Here is a 14,935-nt window from a genome sequence, read left to right as displayed (position 1 = left end):
GTAAGATTTTATGAGGCGATAGTATTTGAAGCGTTTTCTTCTCATCTGTTTTGCATTACTGCTAACGCCGATAGATTGGGCATATGGCTTTAATCAGCCGTCTACTAGCTTACAGCGTTATCTAGAAGATAATCCAAACCAACTTCCGTTGATTGAACAGCTTTCTGTTCGAGTTCATTCACAGCCCATTCGCCTGTCTAGTATCTATCCTGAAACCTTAAAAATTGCTGTAATACTTCGGACTGACCCAGAAATACCTCAAAACCAAGCTTGGTTTTTTGCGTTCAAACGACGCATGCAAGAGCTCAACATGGACTTTCGTTTAGACGTTTTTTATGTTCCTCGTGACGAGGGGACGCTTGCCATGTTCTATAAGTATCAAAGTATTCAGGCAACCAGCTTTGATTATGTCATTGTAGATGGTGTCGATGACTATAATCGACCATTAATTGAGCACTTACTTCTCCAAGATGGGTCAAAAGTCATTATTTTGAATAGCTTTGCACCTTTTCCAGCGTGGCATTTACATCCTCCTTTGCTATATATTGGGACTGATAAGGCGCTTATGATGCATCGTCTGGCGAGTTTGTTAGATAGAGGCTTGGATAGCAATGCTGTGATTGACGCTATATCTGAGGTAAGTCCGACAAGCGGGCAAAGTGATTGCCAGATGTTCTTGAATGAGTTAGCTGGATTAGGTCGTTCTGTGCGATATCGTTATCGTGTAAAGGATCTAGAAGAGGGTATTGAGCCTGTATTAGATGCTTTGCTTGCAAAACAGCCTGATGAGCGCCAGCACTTTATCTTCTCATGTACACCTAAGATCAGTGAGCGTGTAATTGACGTGTTAATGACGAACCCGTCAATGTCAGCGAGTACAAACGCTTGGTTAGGCCAAAGGCGCCTCGACGCAGCGCATCAGCAAGGGGTTGTGATGGTTACAGTTCTAGATATGAAGGATTATATGGCTATAGCTGCTGCGGAAGCGATTAAAGCGGATATAGAATTGCGTCTACTTCCAAGGGTCTACACAGAAACGGTCACATTTTTAACGCGCGATATGGATCAGCAAACTCGTCAACTAACTTTTCAACAAGCGCTTCAATATTCCTTTGCACTATGGCCACGCTGAGTTTACGTAAACACTTTTCACGTAGTATTGCTCCTTCCTTTCTATTGATTGGGGTTTTGATCTGTGCCGTGATATGGCTAATGGATTTTTTCACTCAACGTTATTACGCAGAGGAAATGAAACAACAACGTGCGGAAGCAATCCATTTAAGTTTTGCTGCTTATCTCGATCGTGCCAACTTTGAAGTTAAGTTCTTGTCAGAGCAGATTGGCGATGGTGAAACCATCGACAGTTTATTCCAGTTACATGATGTGCTGTTTTTTGGCGGCTTGGACTTTTTCTATGCTTCTTTGACGGATGGCCGATTCATGGAAGACCCAAGGATTCGATTATACACTCGAGATGAGGTGGCAGGCCTGACTAAAGGCGTTGGAACAGATGTTTGGCAGCATATTTCCAGCTCTGATAATGGCGAGTTTCTTGTATATAAGTACTCACTTGAAGCGGATTCGGAGGGGCTCAGTAAAGGCTTTTTTTATGGCTTTATTTCTCTTAATAACAACTTGGCATTAGCGAGTGATTTAATTGGAAGCGCGGAAGCGGACTATTTACAAATTAATAATGTGTTGGGGCATCCGCTGCTGATTGAACAGTTAAACAGCTTCTCGGATGATGCTCCGTATGTGAAGCACGAAAGTACCCTGTCGCTACCAACGTTGGAAGACAAGTTAGCTGTTGAAGTTAGGTATTCAAGGCCACTGGTTGAATCCTTTAGTAGTTGGGCGATCATTGGCAGTCTTTCTGTTTTGATTGGCCTGATGGTGCTGTATTGGTTTGTCCAATGGCATGCGCAACGAACACTTTTTATGCCTATTGCAGGACTCCCTGCTTTAGGCCGTATAGACACCTTAACTTATCAGGAGTTTGAGCCTCTTTTAGCGCAACTCAGTCATTTTCAAGTGAGGCTAAAAGCACGAGATCAACACTTAGATCTATTATTAAACTCTCTTCAAGCAGCCATTTTATTTTGCGATGAATCTGCCAGAGTAACGGACATAAATGAAGAAGCTGCAACGATCTTCCCCGAATCTGCGACAGCAAAAACTATTTTCGATATGACGCCTATTGCCTGCCATCAGCCTATACAAAGAGCCTTAAAAGGTGAGTATGGTGGAGGGTTTGAGCTGGAGTTGAAAGATCACCCTAAAGTGTACGCTTTTCAAACGCATACCTTTGTAAATGAGCATGGTTTTCGAAGTGTTATGTTGGTAGGTAAAGATGTGAGTGAAGTTCGAAGATTGCGTTGGCATCTGACCCATCGCTTCCCCCGGCAAGCGTTCGATCGCCCACAACCTCTTCCTCAGCTCATCTTTCAGGAAATGTCTGCGCATTCTGAGTTGTTAACAAAGTACCCTGAAGCAACCGTTAGTTGGCTTGTCGTGGTGGGGGAGTTACTGAAAAGTATTGCAGAGCAACCAGAGGAATTAGTACAAGAGTGCTCGTTAGGGCATTTAATTCTGCAGCAGCAGGATTGGCTAGAACAGAAGTTAATAGCGCAAGATCGCCAGTATCAGATTGAGCTATCGTTAGAAGATGCTGTATTGCATGGGCGGTGGACAACAGACCATGCGCATATGATTAAAACAGCATTATTACTTTGTATGCATGGTTCAACAACGGGTAGGCATCTTGTATTTGGCTGGGATAAGAAGGGGTTATTGATAAAAGTGTATGGGGCTGATGATAGTAGTCCCAGCGTAACTTGGCTTTGTCAGGAGTACCCTAAATTGCTGAAAGGGCGATATGAAGTATCGAAGGGCGGTTATATTAAAATGACGTCTGCTGTTGATACTGTCGTTTCTGATGTATCCGAAGCAGCACTTAATGTGAACGCCGCGTTTATAACAAATGATTTTGTTGACACTGACCGAGTCCACCAATTGCTTACATCGCTTGCTATTGAATACGACTGTTATGCTTCGTTTGCGGAGTTTTCTTCAGCAAGTGCTCCTTACCATTGTCAATATGACTTACTGCTTATAGGCCTTGGTGATATCGATTTAGCGGAAACTTATGTGCAGAAGCTAGTGCATGTGAGTGAAGAGGATGAGCTGCCTATCTTGTATTTGGCGGATCATCTTGCAGATCATACAGGAAACAATTGGCTTTGTTCTCATCAGCTAATGGCGTTTAGTTTATTAGAACATATCAAAGCGTTGAACCACCTACCTGCAATTCGAATGGGTGAGTGGGCAACCCAAGAGACGAATTTTATCATCACTGGAGGCTCTTCGATTAGCCAAGTTATTTGGCAGTCAGAGTTAAGTGCGCATGGCTATGTCGTGCGTCGAGAGGTGGATGTCGAGAATTTAGTCTCTGTTCTACGTCATACTAGTCCTGTGATTATTATAGTGTTGGATGATAAAACGGCTTTACGTGCTAACAAGCTTCATTTAGTGCAACTCGTTAATACTAGATGGGTGGTGCTAGAGGACTTTTCTGGACGACCTGATACAATGCTTTTTATGGATATGGATGAGCGAATCCCTGATAGTACTGTGGTCGCTTCTTTGCTTCAAACATTAAAAATTTAGAGTGAGATCATTATGAGTGTAGTGGGTTTAATTGGTGCAATGGATGAAGAAGTTGCCGTAATCAAGGAGTGGATGACCAATGTTCAAGAAACCTCTATTGCAGGCTGTGATTTCTTCACTGGTCAATTAGACGGCAAGGAAGTTGTACTTCTTAAATCTGGTATTGGTAAAGTGAATGCTGCAGTGTCAACGACATTGTTAATGGCAAATTTTACTCCTTCTGTCGTGATTAACATTGGTTCAGCAGGAGGGTTTGACCCTGAATTAGAAGTAGGGGACGTGATTATTTCGGATGAAGTTGTGCATCACGATGTCGATGTTACGGCTTTTGGCTACAGTTTGGGGCAATTACCAAGTTTGCCAGAAACATTTACTGCAGATGCTGCATTGGTAGAGGCTGCCAAGAATGCTGTCGCTAAAATCGGTAAAGTGAATGCAAAAGTTGGCTTGATTGGAACGGGTGATGTGTTCATGTGTGAAGCGAGCCGTGTGGCTCAAGTTCGCGCCGCCTTTCCAAGTCTGAAAGCGGTTGAGATGGAAGCCGCTGCAGTGGCGCAGGTCTGTCATAAGTTTGCTATTCCCTTTGTTGTGGTTCGATCTCTTTCGGATGTTGCCGATAAAGAATCACCTGCTAGTTTTGAGGAGTATCTAAGTGTGGCTGCTCAGAACTCATCATTGATGATTCGAGAAATGTTGCACGGACTATGAAATGGCATGTATGGCGTTTGTGCCTAGGAAAGCTGCAAACTGCATCACTGTGGGGACTTATGCTAAGTTCTCCACTGTATGCGACGGATGTGTTGCCAGAGGACGGGGATAGCAAGGACTGGTGGTTGAGTACCCATGAGACCATGTCCTACAAAGTTGGAGAATGGTCCAACGGCTTGGATGCATTTTTTTCCGGACAACGTCATGAGAACGATGAAAAAAGTTTTGTGAGTCTACGCTTTGGTACCATTTTAGAAAGTGAAGATGGGGTGTCTGGCTTTTTTAATTTGGATGCTCGATTGCATTTGCCGAATACCGAAAATAGATTGGACTTAATTATCGAGTCGGACGCTGACGAGTTAACACAAGATAATCGTTTGATGGATAACGAGCCTGGACAGAATATTCTACAGTCTGCTCAAAATACGCGTTTTGCGACCATGTTGCGTTACGTAAAGGACGAGTGGAATGCAAACATCGATTTGGGACTCTTGGTGCGAATGCCGATGGATCCATTTGTGCGTATCAAGTTTGATCAAGATTATCAGCTGGGTAAGTGGCTAATTGAGCAAAATGAAGCTTTGTTTAGTTATTATTCTCTTGGTTATGGGGGGCGCTATAGCCTTGCCGCAAGAAGGCCCTTTTCAGACCGGTTTGAATTTGGTGCGGAGTTCGGTACGACTTATCTTGAATTGGATTCGGAAACGTACTGGCGTCAGAACCTTTATTTAAATCATGCTTTATCTGATCGAAGTAAACTGCGTTATCAAGTGAGTTACCTACAAGAAGGATCAAAGCCTAAGGCCGAAAGTTTTCTATATTATGTAGAATACCAGCAAGTTTTATATAGCAATTGGCTGATTGGTCAGTTGAAGCCTCAGGTGACCTATGAGCGAGAGAATGATTACCAGTCAGAGTTATCCTTAACTGCGTCGTTAGAAGTGTTATTGGGTCCCAGCTTTTTATAAAAGGCATTGTTCGCAAAATAGACGAACTCTTTGTATAATTCGCGCCCTTTTTGAATACTAGTTTAGTGGACTTTTGCATGAGACCCGACCAAATACATCCTGAACACTACACGGCACAGTTACAGGCTAAGCAGGCTTCTTTATCTGAATTGATGGCAGACTTAGAGTTGCCATCAATGGAAATCTTTGAGAGTGCGCCAAGCCATTACCGTATGCGTGCTGAGTTTCGTGTTTGGCATGAAGGGGATGACCTCTATTATGCAATGTTTGACTCCGCAGACCCTCGTACCCCGATTCGGGTCGACCAGTTTTTAGCAGCGTCTACTCTTATCAATGAGCTGATGCCAAAGTTGCTGGCCGCGATTAAAGATGTTCCTGTACTGCGCCATAAACTATTCCAAGTCGACTTTCTGACGACCACAACAGGTGAAGCATTGATTAGTATGCTTTACCACAAACCCATTGATGACGTATGGAACCAAGCCGCTCACGAACTGAATGGCCTCTTTCCTGCGTGCCACTTTATCGGTCGTAGTCGCAAGCGTAAGCAAATTTTAACCCGCGATTTCGTCATGGAAACTCTAACGGTAAATGGTCGCAAGTACCATTACCAGCAAGTTGAAAACAGCTTCACTCAGCCCAACGCAGGCATCAGTGAAAAAATGCTTGAGTGGGCACTTGATGTTACACAAGGCTGCTCGGGCGATTTGCTGGAAATGTACTGTGGTAATGGCAACTTTTCGATTCCTTTGGCACGCCGCTTTGATAGAGTAATTGGTACAGAAATCGCTAAAGTGTCCGTTAACTCAGCTTCTCTAAACATCGCGATGAACGGTGTGAATAATGTTCAAGTCGTCAAAATGGCCAGTGAAGATGTGTCTGCTGCATTGAATGGGGAAGGTGAATTACCAAAGGCATTATTACAAGCGGGAATGGATACGTTGTCTCCCTCAACAGTCTTAGTGGATCCACCAAGAGCTGGTTTGGATGATGGTACTGTAGAACTAGTGAGAAAAGTTGATCAGATTCTATACATTTCCTGTAATCCAGAAACATTGAAACGGAATCTAGAGGCGTTATCGACTACCCATAAGGTGACTCGCTTTGCCATGTTTGACCAGTTTCCATACACTCACCATGTTGAAGCTGGGGTATTTCTAGAACGTATCTAAACGTTCTAGAAATACGGCGTCCTAAGCAGAAAAGTCAATCGTTTGGCCTAAAGCTGACTCAGGGCTAATATTGTATTGCGAAGCAACACTAGCACTTTGACTGGAATTGGAAGGCGCCGCGTTAAGAGTGTCGCCTGACGCTCCATTGACTCCGGCGGCAACAGATGAATTGTTAGCCGTAGCATTGGCTCCAAATTGGGAGGCGGTTGTTAAATCTGCACCAGTATCTAATGCATCTGTCTGAGCAACAGTTTGCTGAGAGATACTATCTTGTGCAAGTTGCTGAGCCTGAGGCGATAAGGAAACGGCAACATCTACCGAACTAGGAGCTGCACTGGCTTCTGACGCACTGCTAGACACTGCAGTGTTTGGGTTGACAGTGACCGCCGTTTCATTATCAAACGGACTGATGTAACTGTTATTAATACCTTCGATGGGCATAGCTCACCTCATTGCTTATCTTTTGTACAACACAATTCTAGTGCTGCCAGCTTATTCTTGCCAGTTAAAATGCGTAGCTAAGGTGTAAATTGTTGTATAGTTGAGTATTACTCCCCTCAAGATGAGTGACTTTCCAGTATCTTTGGGTTTGCGGCGCAAGCTAGTGTGATACCATAGCGTCTAAAATTCCCCCACAAAAAACCATAGAGATACGAAAAAAGCCATGAGCAACACTTCTTTAGAAAAAGCAAAAATCAAAATTTTGTTATTAGAAGGCGTGCATCAATCAGCCATTGAGGCGTTGAATGCCGCTGGTTACGAAAACATTGAATACCACAAGACAGCTCTACCAGAAGACGAGTTGATCGAGAAAATCTCTGAAGCACACTTCATTGGTATCCGTTCCCGTACACAACTGACATCAAAGGTGCTTGAGCATGCAAATAAGTTAGTTGCAATTGGCTGTTTCTGTATCGGTACAAACCAAGTTGATTTAGATGCTGCTTCTAGCAAAGGTATCGTAGTCTTCAATGCGCCGTACTCTAATACACGTAGTGTTGCAGAATTGGTACTTGGTGAGCTGATCTTGCTTTTACGTGGCATTCCCGAGAAAAATGCGGTATCACATCGCGGTGGCTGGATGAAGTCTGCGGTTGGGTCTTTCGAGACACGTGGCAAGCGTTTAGGTATTGTTGGTTACGGTAGCATTGGTACTCAGTTGAGTGTGTTGGCTGAGTCGTTGGGGATGGAAGTATGCTTCTACGACATCATCACTAAGCTACCATTAGGTAATGCACGTCAAGTGAAGTCTCTAGAAGAATTATTGTCTACCTGTGATGTGATCTCTCTACATGTTCCAGAAACACCAAGCACTAAGATGATGATTGGCGCGGAAGAGATTGCACAAATTAAGAAGGGCGCAATCTTCTTAAATGCTTCTCGCGGTACGGTAGTCGACCTTGAAGCATTAGCTGAATCAATCAAGGCAGGCAATATTGCTGGAGCAGCGATTGACGTATTCCCAGTGGAGCCGAAAGGCAATGCGGAAGAGTTTGTATCACCACTACGTGGCTTGGATAATGTGATTTTGACGCCGCACATTGGTGGTTCGACAATGGAAGCGCAGGAAAACATCGGTGTTGAGGTAGCTGTGAAACTGATTCAGTACTCTGATATTGGTACAACAACTGCGGCAGTTAACTTCCCTGAAGTGGCATTGCCTGCGCAAGCGGATACGCACCGTATTCTTCACATCCATGAAAACCGTCCAGGTGTATTGTCTAAGATTAACTCTATCTTCTCTGACAATGGCATTAACATCTCTGGCCAATTCCTTCGTACGACCGAGAAACTTGGTTACATGGTGATGGAAGTAGATGCGGACATGGGTGAAATTGCATTAGAGAAAGTGAAAGAAGTAGACGGCACGATTAAGGCCCGCGTACTTTTCTAAGCGACTCTATGTAGCAAGATGAAAAAAGCCAGCATATTAGTGCTGGCTTTTTTATATCTAAATATTAGCGAATGCCCAGAGTTGAGGTGATGTCATCGATTTTTTGTCTTACATTGCTGGTCATTTGCGCTAAGAATCGTTCTGATTCATCCGCTTGTGAGCGCACTTTTTCAACCGCTTCAGTCAATAAGCTCACACTGCGCTTTTGGTCTTCGGCATAGCCTGATGCTTTACGCGATAGGACAGTAGATTGATGTGACTTTTCTTGAACTTCCTGAGCTGAATGTCCTAACTCTAATGTTAGTGTACGTTGTTCTGAAGAAGCTGATTCAATTAACTCTAGGTTTTTACGTAAATTGGTGGTTGAGCTATTCAGAGAGTCAAAGATTGACGTGATTTCTTCTAGGGAGTGTTGAGTACGGCCAGAAAGCGTTCGTACTTCGTCAGCGACAACTGCGAACCCTCGTCCAGCTTCACCAGCTCGTGCTGCTTCGATCGCAGCGTTAAGGGCGAGCAAGTTTGTTTGCTCTGCGATATCCCGGATACCGCTGACAATGGAGTTTGCGCTTGAAACAGAGTTTTCTAAGCTTTCAAGTGCAGTTTTGCTATTGTTCAGTCGATCTACAGTGGCTTTGTTTGCTTGCTCTAGTGTGGATACCTGCTTAGAGCTCAACTCCATAGCCATACTTGTATCATGTGCGTAGCTTTCTACCTCTTTTGCTCTGACCTCTGCTTTGTTGGCCAGAACATCCACATGGGATGCTTGTTCAACTGTATGTTCTAAAGCAGTCTTAGACGCTACGCTAATATTATGTACTTCCGCAAAAGCATTTAGCATTTCATTCAACGATGTTGAGATGTTTTTAAGCTCAGTATCTCGTTGCTGACGCTGTACAGCGATTTGCTCAAGATAGCGATTAAGGTAGCGTGCTACATCAGATAATTCATTTTTACTGTTTGAGACGGTGAGCGTATGAATATCGTCGCTTTCAACCAGTGCTTTGACTGCGTTGTAAAGGTCTTTGGCACTTTGCACTACCACTCGGCTTTGGAATAGGTGGGCAATAATAGTGGTGAGCACCATGACAATGACGAAGGCACCAAAAGCAATCAGGGTGTTTCGCTCAGTTTCTGCAGTGGCGGCTTGAATGGTTGCTGTGCCATTTTCTAAGTCAGAACTGAGTCCTTCGATCAGCTCACGCATGGCGGCCTTGGCTTGATTTGCTTGCTCAATGACTGCGAGGCTGTTATCAACATCTTTTAGATAACGGTTTGACCAAGTATTTAGCTCGCTCTTTGTTTCTTCAAAAGCATCGGATTCTTCCTCGCTTTCTTCGTTACTGCTCCAGCCCATTAATGCGGAAAGATCATCAGCGCCGCTGCCCTCATCCGAGTTGGCTTTATGCCAAGCAGGTAGTGAAGTAAGGCGTTCCACTTGAGCGATTAAGGTGCGATTTGCTTGATCGACAAGTGCTCTGTTTTCATTCGTTGAGCTGTTTAAGTAATTCTTTGTTGCCTGTTGCAGTGAGGCAAGTGCGGCAAAAATGTTAGCTTGGCTAGTCAAGTATTGCATCACTACGGAAGACTCTACCGTATCACCAGAATCGTTAATGGTTTGGTTTAAATAAGCGAGAGAGAGCAGCATTTGGCGCTCATTGTTCTCGATCAAAGCGTATGAATTTCCTGACAACTTACCTGCGGCGCGTACGTCAGTTTGAAGGCTCTCTACAATGGCGCTAAAACGAGCATTAAGAGAGGTTTGCAAAGACTCTGGAAGGGTCGCAAGCATTGGCTGAATATCGTCAAGGATAAAGGCTTCCGATTCTTGTAGCAGTGATGCTTCTCCAGAAGATAAATAACGCTCAATTTTCTGTTCTAGTTTGATCGCAGAGGCTTCCCATACTTTATTGAACGTACTGTTTTGCTCAAAAGCCATCCGGTAGTTTTGCGTACTCCAGAGCAAGAGTGCCGCTAAAGCGACAGCGATCACAAGATAGCAAACAGTAGTGGCGCGCGTTACGTGGGATATTTTCAAGATTGACTCTCTATTAAAGCGATTTAGACATCGGTTGCTACAATATTCTTGAAATATGACAGCTATGTTTCAGAGTCGGCTAAATGTAGCGAAATGTATGTTTCATCCCTTTAATGTAGCGTTATGTAAGTTTTCTCTAATGTCTTATGAAAGGGTTAATCTTGTCTTTTTGGTTCAGATTTTGATTGACTGTTCATTTTTTCGTCACTAAATTGACACATTAGCCACCAATAATTGAACAACTATTTAATAATAAGGTGACTTTTTATTCCGGTTGGAAAACGAATGTCATAAGGATACAAGGAGCAATCATGAGCATCTCTCGTCGTCAATTTCTCAAAGGGGCCTCTGTTGCAGGCGCAGTTGCCGCAACCCCTTTTTCCATTAGTAAGGCTGTTGCTGCGAATAAAGAACTGAAGATTTATGCGTGGGCTGGCTACATTACTGATGAAATGTTGGCAGATTTCAAAGCGAAAACGGGTATCAATGCAACGTTTACACCATATGGCACGAACGATGAGTTGATGAACTCCCTTCGAGCAACGGATGGTACAGGCTTTGATATCATCATGCCGACCGTTGACCGCGTGCCTGGCTATGTGGACTACGACCTGGTTCAGCCGCTTGATACAACTCGCATTAAATGGGATGGCTGTCTAGAAAGTGCTATGTCTGGCTCAGAAGTGGGCGGTGTTGTGGAAGGTAAGCGTTACTTTGCTCCATCTGATTGGGGAACGGAGGCGATTGCTTACCACAAAGATTATGCTGATGTAGACCCTAAGAATTTAAGTTATGGCGATCTATGGAAACCTGAGCATGCGAGTGGCGTTACAGTTCGTGGCCATTCTGCCTTGGTTGGAATTGGTTTGTGGTTAGAGAAAATGGGTAAGTTACCTTTCCCATTGCTTGAGTCATACAAGTCTGAAAAAGCCATGCGTGCCAACTTTGATGTCATTCTTAAGGAGGCAGTTGCCCACAAAGATATGATTGCTCAGTTCTGGTCAACAGAGAATGAAGCTCAGGGTGCATTCCGTACCAACGGGGCAGTCATCGGTCAAACATGGGATAGTACTGCGTTCAAATTGGGCGAAGAGGGTGAGCCGATTGCCTACGGTGCGCCTAAAGAAGGTGCCCTTGCCTGGATGGAAGGCTTTGTTATTCCGAAAAATGCAAACAACGTTGATGCGGTGTACGAGTTTATTAACTGGTATTACACGCCTGAAGCGGGTGCGATGTTCGTCAAAGCAACAGGCTACAACTCTACAGCAAAAGGTGCTTCAGAGCTTCTTCCTGAATCAACGAAAGCATTCTTTAACAACTCATACTCTCAACAAGATTTGGCGAATCTGTGGTGGTGGCCTATTCAGGAGCCTTGGTACGTTGCACTGCGTAACGAATACCAAGACCGTTACCTATCTGCCTAGGCTGTTTTAACCCCAATAAAGCCTGCTGAGTACTCAGCGGGCTTTTCGCGTTTCAAAAATAAGATTGAGAGGAAGTATGGACAGCAGTGTTCACTTAGATAATGTCGTTATGCAGTTTGGTGACTTTACCGCCGTTCAGCAAATGGATCTTAAAATAGAGTCAGGCGAGTTTTTCAGTTTTCTAGGCCCCTCTGGTTGTGGCAAAACCACGATTCTAAACATGGTAAGTGGCTTTCTCGAGCCGACAAAGGGAGCGGTGCGCATAGGTGGTCAAGACATGCGTGGTGTGCCGGCGAATAAGCGTCCAACCTCAATGATCTTTCAAAACTTGGCGCTTTTTCCTTTGATGACGGTTGCTGAGAACATTGAGTTTGGTTTAGAGGTTCGTGGCGTATCCAAAGCTGAGCGTCGAAAAACCTCAGATCGTCTACTTGAATTAGTGGCCTTAGAAGGTAGCGGAACCAAGAAAGTATCAGAGTTATCTGGTGGTCAAAAGCAGCGTATCGCTATCGCTCGTGCCTTGGCTGTCGAGCCGCAGGTATTGCTGCTAGATGAGCCTCTGTCTGCATTGGATCTAAAGTTGCGCCAGCATATGCGCACGGAGCTAAAAGAAATTCAACGTAAGACAGGGATAACCTTTATTTACATAACGCACGATCAAGGTGAAGCCCTGACGATGTCGGATCGTGTTGCGGTGATGTCCGCCGGCAAATTACAACAAGTCGCGGATCCTATTTCTCTTTATAAGCAGCCAGATACGGCTTTTGTGGCATCCTTTGTTGGAGAGAATAATGGCATCACAGGGAAGGTAGTATCGTATGCCAATGGTGAGGCGGTTATTGATGCGGGTGTGCTGGGGCAGTTAGTAGGGAAAGCGCATAAGCCGCTCAATACTGGTGATACGGCGACATTATTTATTCGCCCTGAATCTCTGCATTTGGATTCACAGCGTGATTGCCAAATCATGACTCAGCTGGATGAAGTTAATTTTGAAGGTTCTTATCTAACCCTTAATAGTAGGACGCTAGATCAACGAGCGCTGTCTGTTCAGCTTGGTGCTAATCAGTATCAATCTGATATGGTTTCAGGGAAAGAGCTCGCGCTTTCATATAGTGCAGTTGATGCTATTGTGATTGCTGGGGAGGTGGGTGATGTTTAGTCAGCTCAAAGCTCGATTTGGTGCGCCCTTATCTGTTGGGGTTGTGGCATTGATTGCGGTTTGGCTGATTGGCATGGTTATTCTGCCGCAATTGTTAATGGTCGATTACTCCTTCAAGCCTAATTTACTGCCCAGTGAAATAGGTTCTGACAAAGATCATTACACATTAGAAAACTATACAACACTGTTCGGTAACACGATTCATTTGACCATTTTCTTTAAGACGATATGGTCGAGCGTTCTAGTGACGTTCTTAACGCTTGTTGTGAGTTACCCATTAGCCTTTTATCTTGCCAAGGTGGCTACGCCACAACAGGCTGCATTGTGTCTCTTGCTGCTATTAATTCCGTTCTGGATCAATGAAATATTACGTACGTTTTCGTGGTACATCATTCTTGCCTACAAAGGTCCTTTGAATGCACTGCTACTAGGGTTGGGGTTGATCGACAGACCTATACGCTTTCTTTCGGGTGATGGCGGGGTGTTAATCGGGATGGTGTACGCATACATCCTGTTTATGATCTTTCCTATTTATAACGCGATTGAAAGCTTGGATGGCAATCAAATCAAAGCTGCTCGTAACTTGGGAGCGGGTTGGATCAGAACGCACTATCGCGTCATCATTCCTCATGCGAAACCAGGTATTGCAACAGGCTGCATTATGACATTCATGTTAGCGGCGGGGAGTTATGCTGTGCCGGCATTGTTAGGGTCACCTGGAAGTCGCTGGTTTACCCAGATTATTTATAACTGGTTCTTTGAAGGGGGGGATTGGAACCAAGGTGCGGCTTACGCATTCTTGTTGCTAGTGATTTGTATTGGGTTCATTGGTTTAGTCATGAAGGTCTTTAAAGTCGGGTTGGGGGATATCGCGCGATGAAATCTGAAACCCTTTTTAAAGTAGGTGTACGCTTTTATATAGGCGTCTTCTTTTTATATCTGTTTACGCCACTGATTGTAATGGGATTGGCGACCTTCAACGATAGTCGCTTTCCGACTATATCTCCTTGGAAAGGTGCCACCTTAAAATGGTTTGAAGCGCTCGCTCAAGATGGCGCTATGTGGGCTGCATTGGGTAATAGTATTGTTGTGGCAATTGGTGTGTTAATCGTGGCGGTTCCGATTGGTGTTAGTTGTGCGCTCTTTCTATCTACAGTTGAAGGGAAGGGGAAAACATTCCTTTACTCTTTAATGATGTCTCCACTGTTAACTCCAGGTGTAATTGTCGGGATTTCAACACTCATATTCTGGCGTAGCTTAGATGTGAGTGGTGGTATTGTGTTGACTGTAATTGCACAAACAACATTTATTGCTGCTTATGTGATGCTGATGGTGTTGGCGAGGTTGCAACGCTTTGACAGAACATTGGAGCAAGCTGCGCTCAGTTTAGGGGCAACGCAATGGCAGGCGTTTAGAAGAATTTTGCTGCCTTACCTTAATCCTGCGATTTACTCCGCGGCAGTGATTGCTTTTTTGCAGTCATTCGAGAACTACAATACGACTTTGTTTGTGAAAGGCTATGACACGACGTTAACCGTTTACATTGCTTCAAAAGTAAGGACAGGCCTGACACCTGCAGTGAATGCACTTGGTTTAGTTCTGATTCTGATCACGGTTGCTTTAGCGGTTGCGTATGAACTTAAACGGCGCAAAGAACAAAAGCAGCCAACCTAATCAGTGTATTGCTGTGATATTTCTAGAAAGGGGCAAAGTTTTTGCCCCTTTTTCTTGATTTTGATTAATAAACGAACTAAAACTTACATCCCCTTAAGGTTTTATGACAAGGGAATGACTTTTTAATTAAAAGTTTAAAAAAGTGCTTGCACTAAAAATCCTGATGCGTATTATACGCACCCACTGACACGGCAGACCACAACGGACTGCGAAGCGGATCGAACGAGACGCAAGA

At 44.2% G+C, this 14,935-nt stretch carries 12 protein-coding genes; 10 read left to right on the top strand and 2 right to left on the bottom strand.

The genetic code is table 11. The features are described from left to right. The first annotated feature begins 25 nt into the window (after positions 1–25). The 5 genes from JHD44_RS10375 to trmA all read left to right on the top strand — a co-directional run bounded on the left by JHD44_RS10375 (position 26) and on the right by trmA (position 6,514). Positions 26–1,132: a hypothetical protein gene (locus JHD44_RS10375; RefSeq protein WP_199462689.1), complete on the top strand. Its 1,107-nt coding sequence runs from the start codon at positions 26–28 to the stop codon at positions 1,130–1,132. Between the two features lie 80 nt (positions 1,133–1,212). After that, positions 1,213–3,666 (top strand): hypothetical protein, encoded by a 2,454-nt coding sequence (locus JHD44_RS10370; protein ID WP_199462688.1) that lies wholly within the window; start codon positions 1,213–1,215, stop codon positions 3,664–3,666. A 12-nt stretch (positions 3,667–3,678) separates the two neighbouring features. Continuing rightward, the gene (gene mtnN / locus JHD44_RS10365; RefSeq protein WP_199462687.1) at positions 3,679–4,374 is read left to right on the top strand and encodes a 5'-methylthioadenosine/S-adenosylhomocysteine nucleosidase; all 696 of its coding nucleotides are present in this window, start codon (positions 3,679–3,681) and stop codon (positions 4,372–4,374) included. A 59-nt stretch (positions 4,375–4,433) separates the two neighbouring features. Next, positions 4,434–5,342, top strand: coding sequence for a hypothetical protein (locus JHD44_RS10360; RefSeq protein ID WP_199462686.1), 909 nt, complete (start codon positions 4,434–4,436; stop codon positions 5,340–5,342). A gap of 77 nt (positions 5,343–5,419) precedes the next feature. After that, complete coding sequence (gene trmA / locus JHD44_RS10355) at positions 5,420–6,514, top strand: tRNA (uridine(54)-C5)-methyltransferase TrmA (protein WP_199462685.1); 1,095 nt, start codon at positions 5,420–5,422, stop codon at positions 6,512–6,514. A gap of 21 nt (positions 6,515–6,535) precedes the next feature. On the opposite strand, the gene JHD44_RS10350 is transcribed toward trmA, so the two are convergent. Continuing rightward, positions 6,536–6,955, bottom strand: coding sequence for a hypothetical protein (locus JHD44_RS10350; RefSeq protein WP_199462684.1), 420 nt, complete (start codon positions 6,953–6,955; stop codon positions 6,536–6,538). Positions 6,956–7,178: 223 nt separating this feature from the next. On the opposite strand from JHD44_RS10350, the gene serA reads away from it, so the two are divergent. Then, complete coding sequence (gene serA / locus JHD44_RS10345) at positions 7,179–8,408, top strand: phosphoglycerate dehydrogenase (protein WP_199462683.1); 1,230 nt, start codon at positions 7,179–7,181, stop codon at positions 8,406–8,408. Positions 8,409–8,472: 64 nt separating this feature from the next. Here the strand turns inward: serA and JHD44_RS10340 are convergent, their stop codons facing one another. Next, a complete protein-coding gene (locus tag JHD44_RS10340; protein ID WP_199462682.1) occupies positions 8,473–10,443 on the bottom strand; it encodes a methyl-accepting chemotaxis protein in 1,971 nt (656 codons plus the stop codon). 311 nt (positions 10,444–10,754) lie between these two features. Here JHD44_RS10340 and JHD44_RS10335 point away from each other — a divergent pair, with 311 nt between their 5' ends. The 4 genes from JHD44_RS10335 to JHD44_RS10320 all read left to right on the top strand — a co-directional run bounded on the left by JHD44_RS10335 (position 10,755) and on the right by JHD44_RS10320 (position 14,700). Beyond that, a complete protein-coding gene (locus JHD44_RS10335; protein WP_199462681.1) occupies positions 10,755–11,867 on the top strand; it encodes an extracellular solute-binding protein in 1,113 nt (370 codons plus the stop codon). A 76-nt stretch (positions 11,868–11,943) separates the two neighbouring features. Further along, complete coding sequence (locus JHD44_RS10330) at positions 11,944–13,026, top strand: ABC transporter ATP-binding protein (RefSeq protein ID WP_199462680.1); 1,083 nt, start codon at positions 11,944–11,946, stop codon at positions 13,024–13,026. Next, a complete protein-coding gene (locus tag JHD44_RS10325) occupies positions 13,019–13,906 on the top strand; it encodes an ABC transporter permease (protein ID WP_199462679.1) in 888 nt (295 codons plus the stop codon). The genes JHD44_RS10330 and JHD44_RS10325 overlap by 8 nt, the downstream gene beginning before the upstream one ends. Further along, positions 13,903–14,700, top strand: a complete 798-nt coding sequence (locus JHD44_RS10320) for an ABC transporter permease (RefSeq protein WP_199462678.1) — start codon at positions 13,903–13,905, stop codon at positions 14,698–14,700. Before JHD44_RS10325 ends, JHD44_RS10320 begins: the two co-directional genes overlap by 4 nt. Positions 14,701–14,935 lie beyond the last annotated feature (235 nt).

It is taken from the genome of Marinomonas ostreistagni, assembly GCF_016461785.1.
Classification (GTDB): domain Bacteria; phylum Pseudomonadota; class Gammaproteobacteria; order Pseudomonadales; family Marinomonadaceae; genus Marinomonas; species Marinomonas ostreistagni_A.
This window is presented reverse-complemented; position numbering and strand designations above follow the sequence as displayed.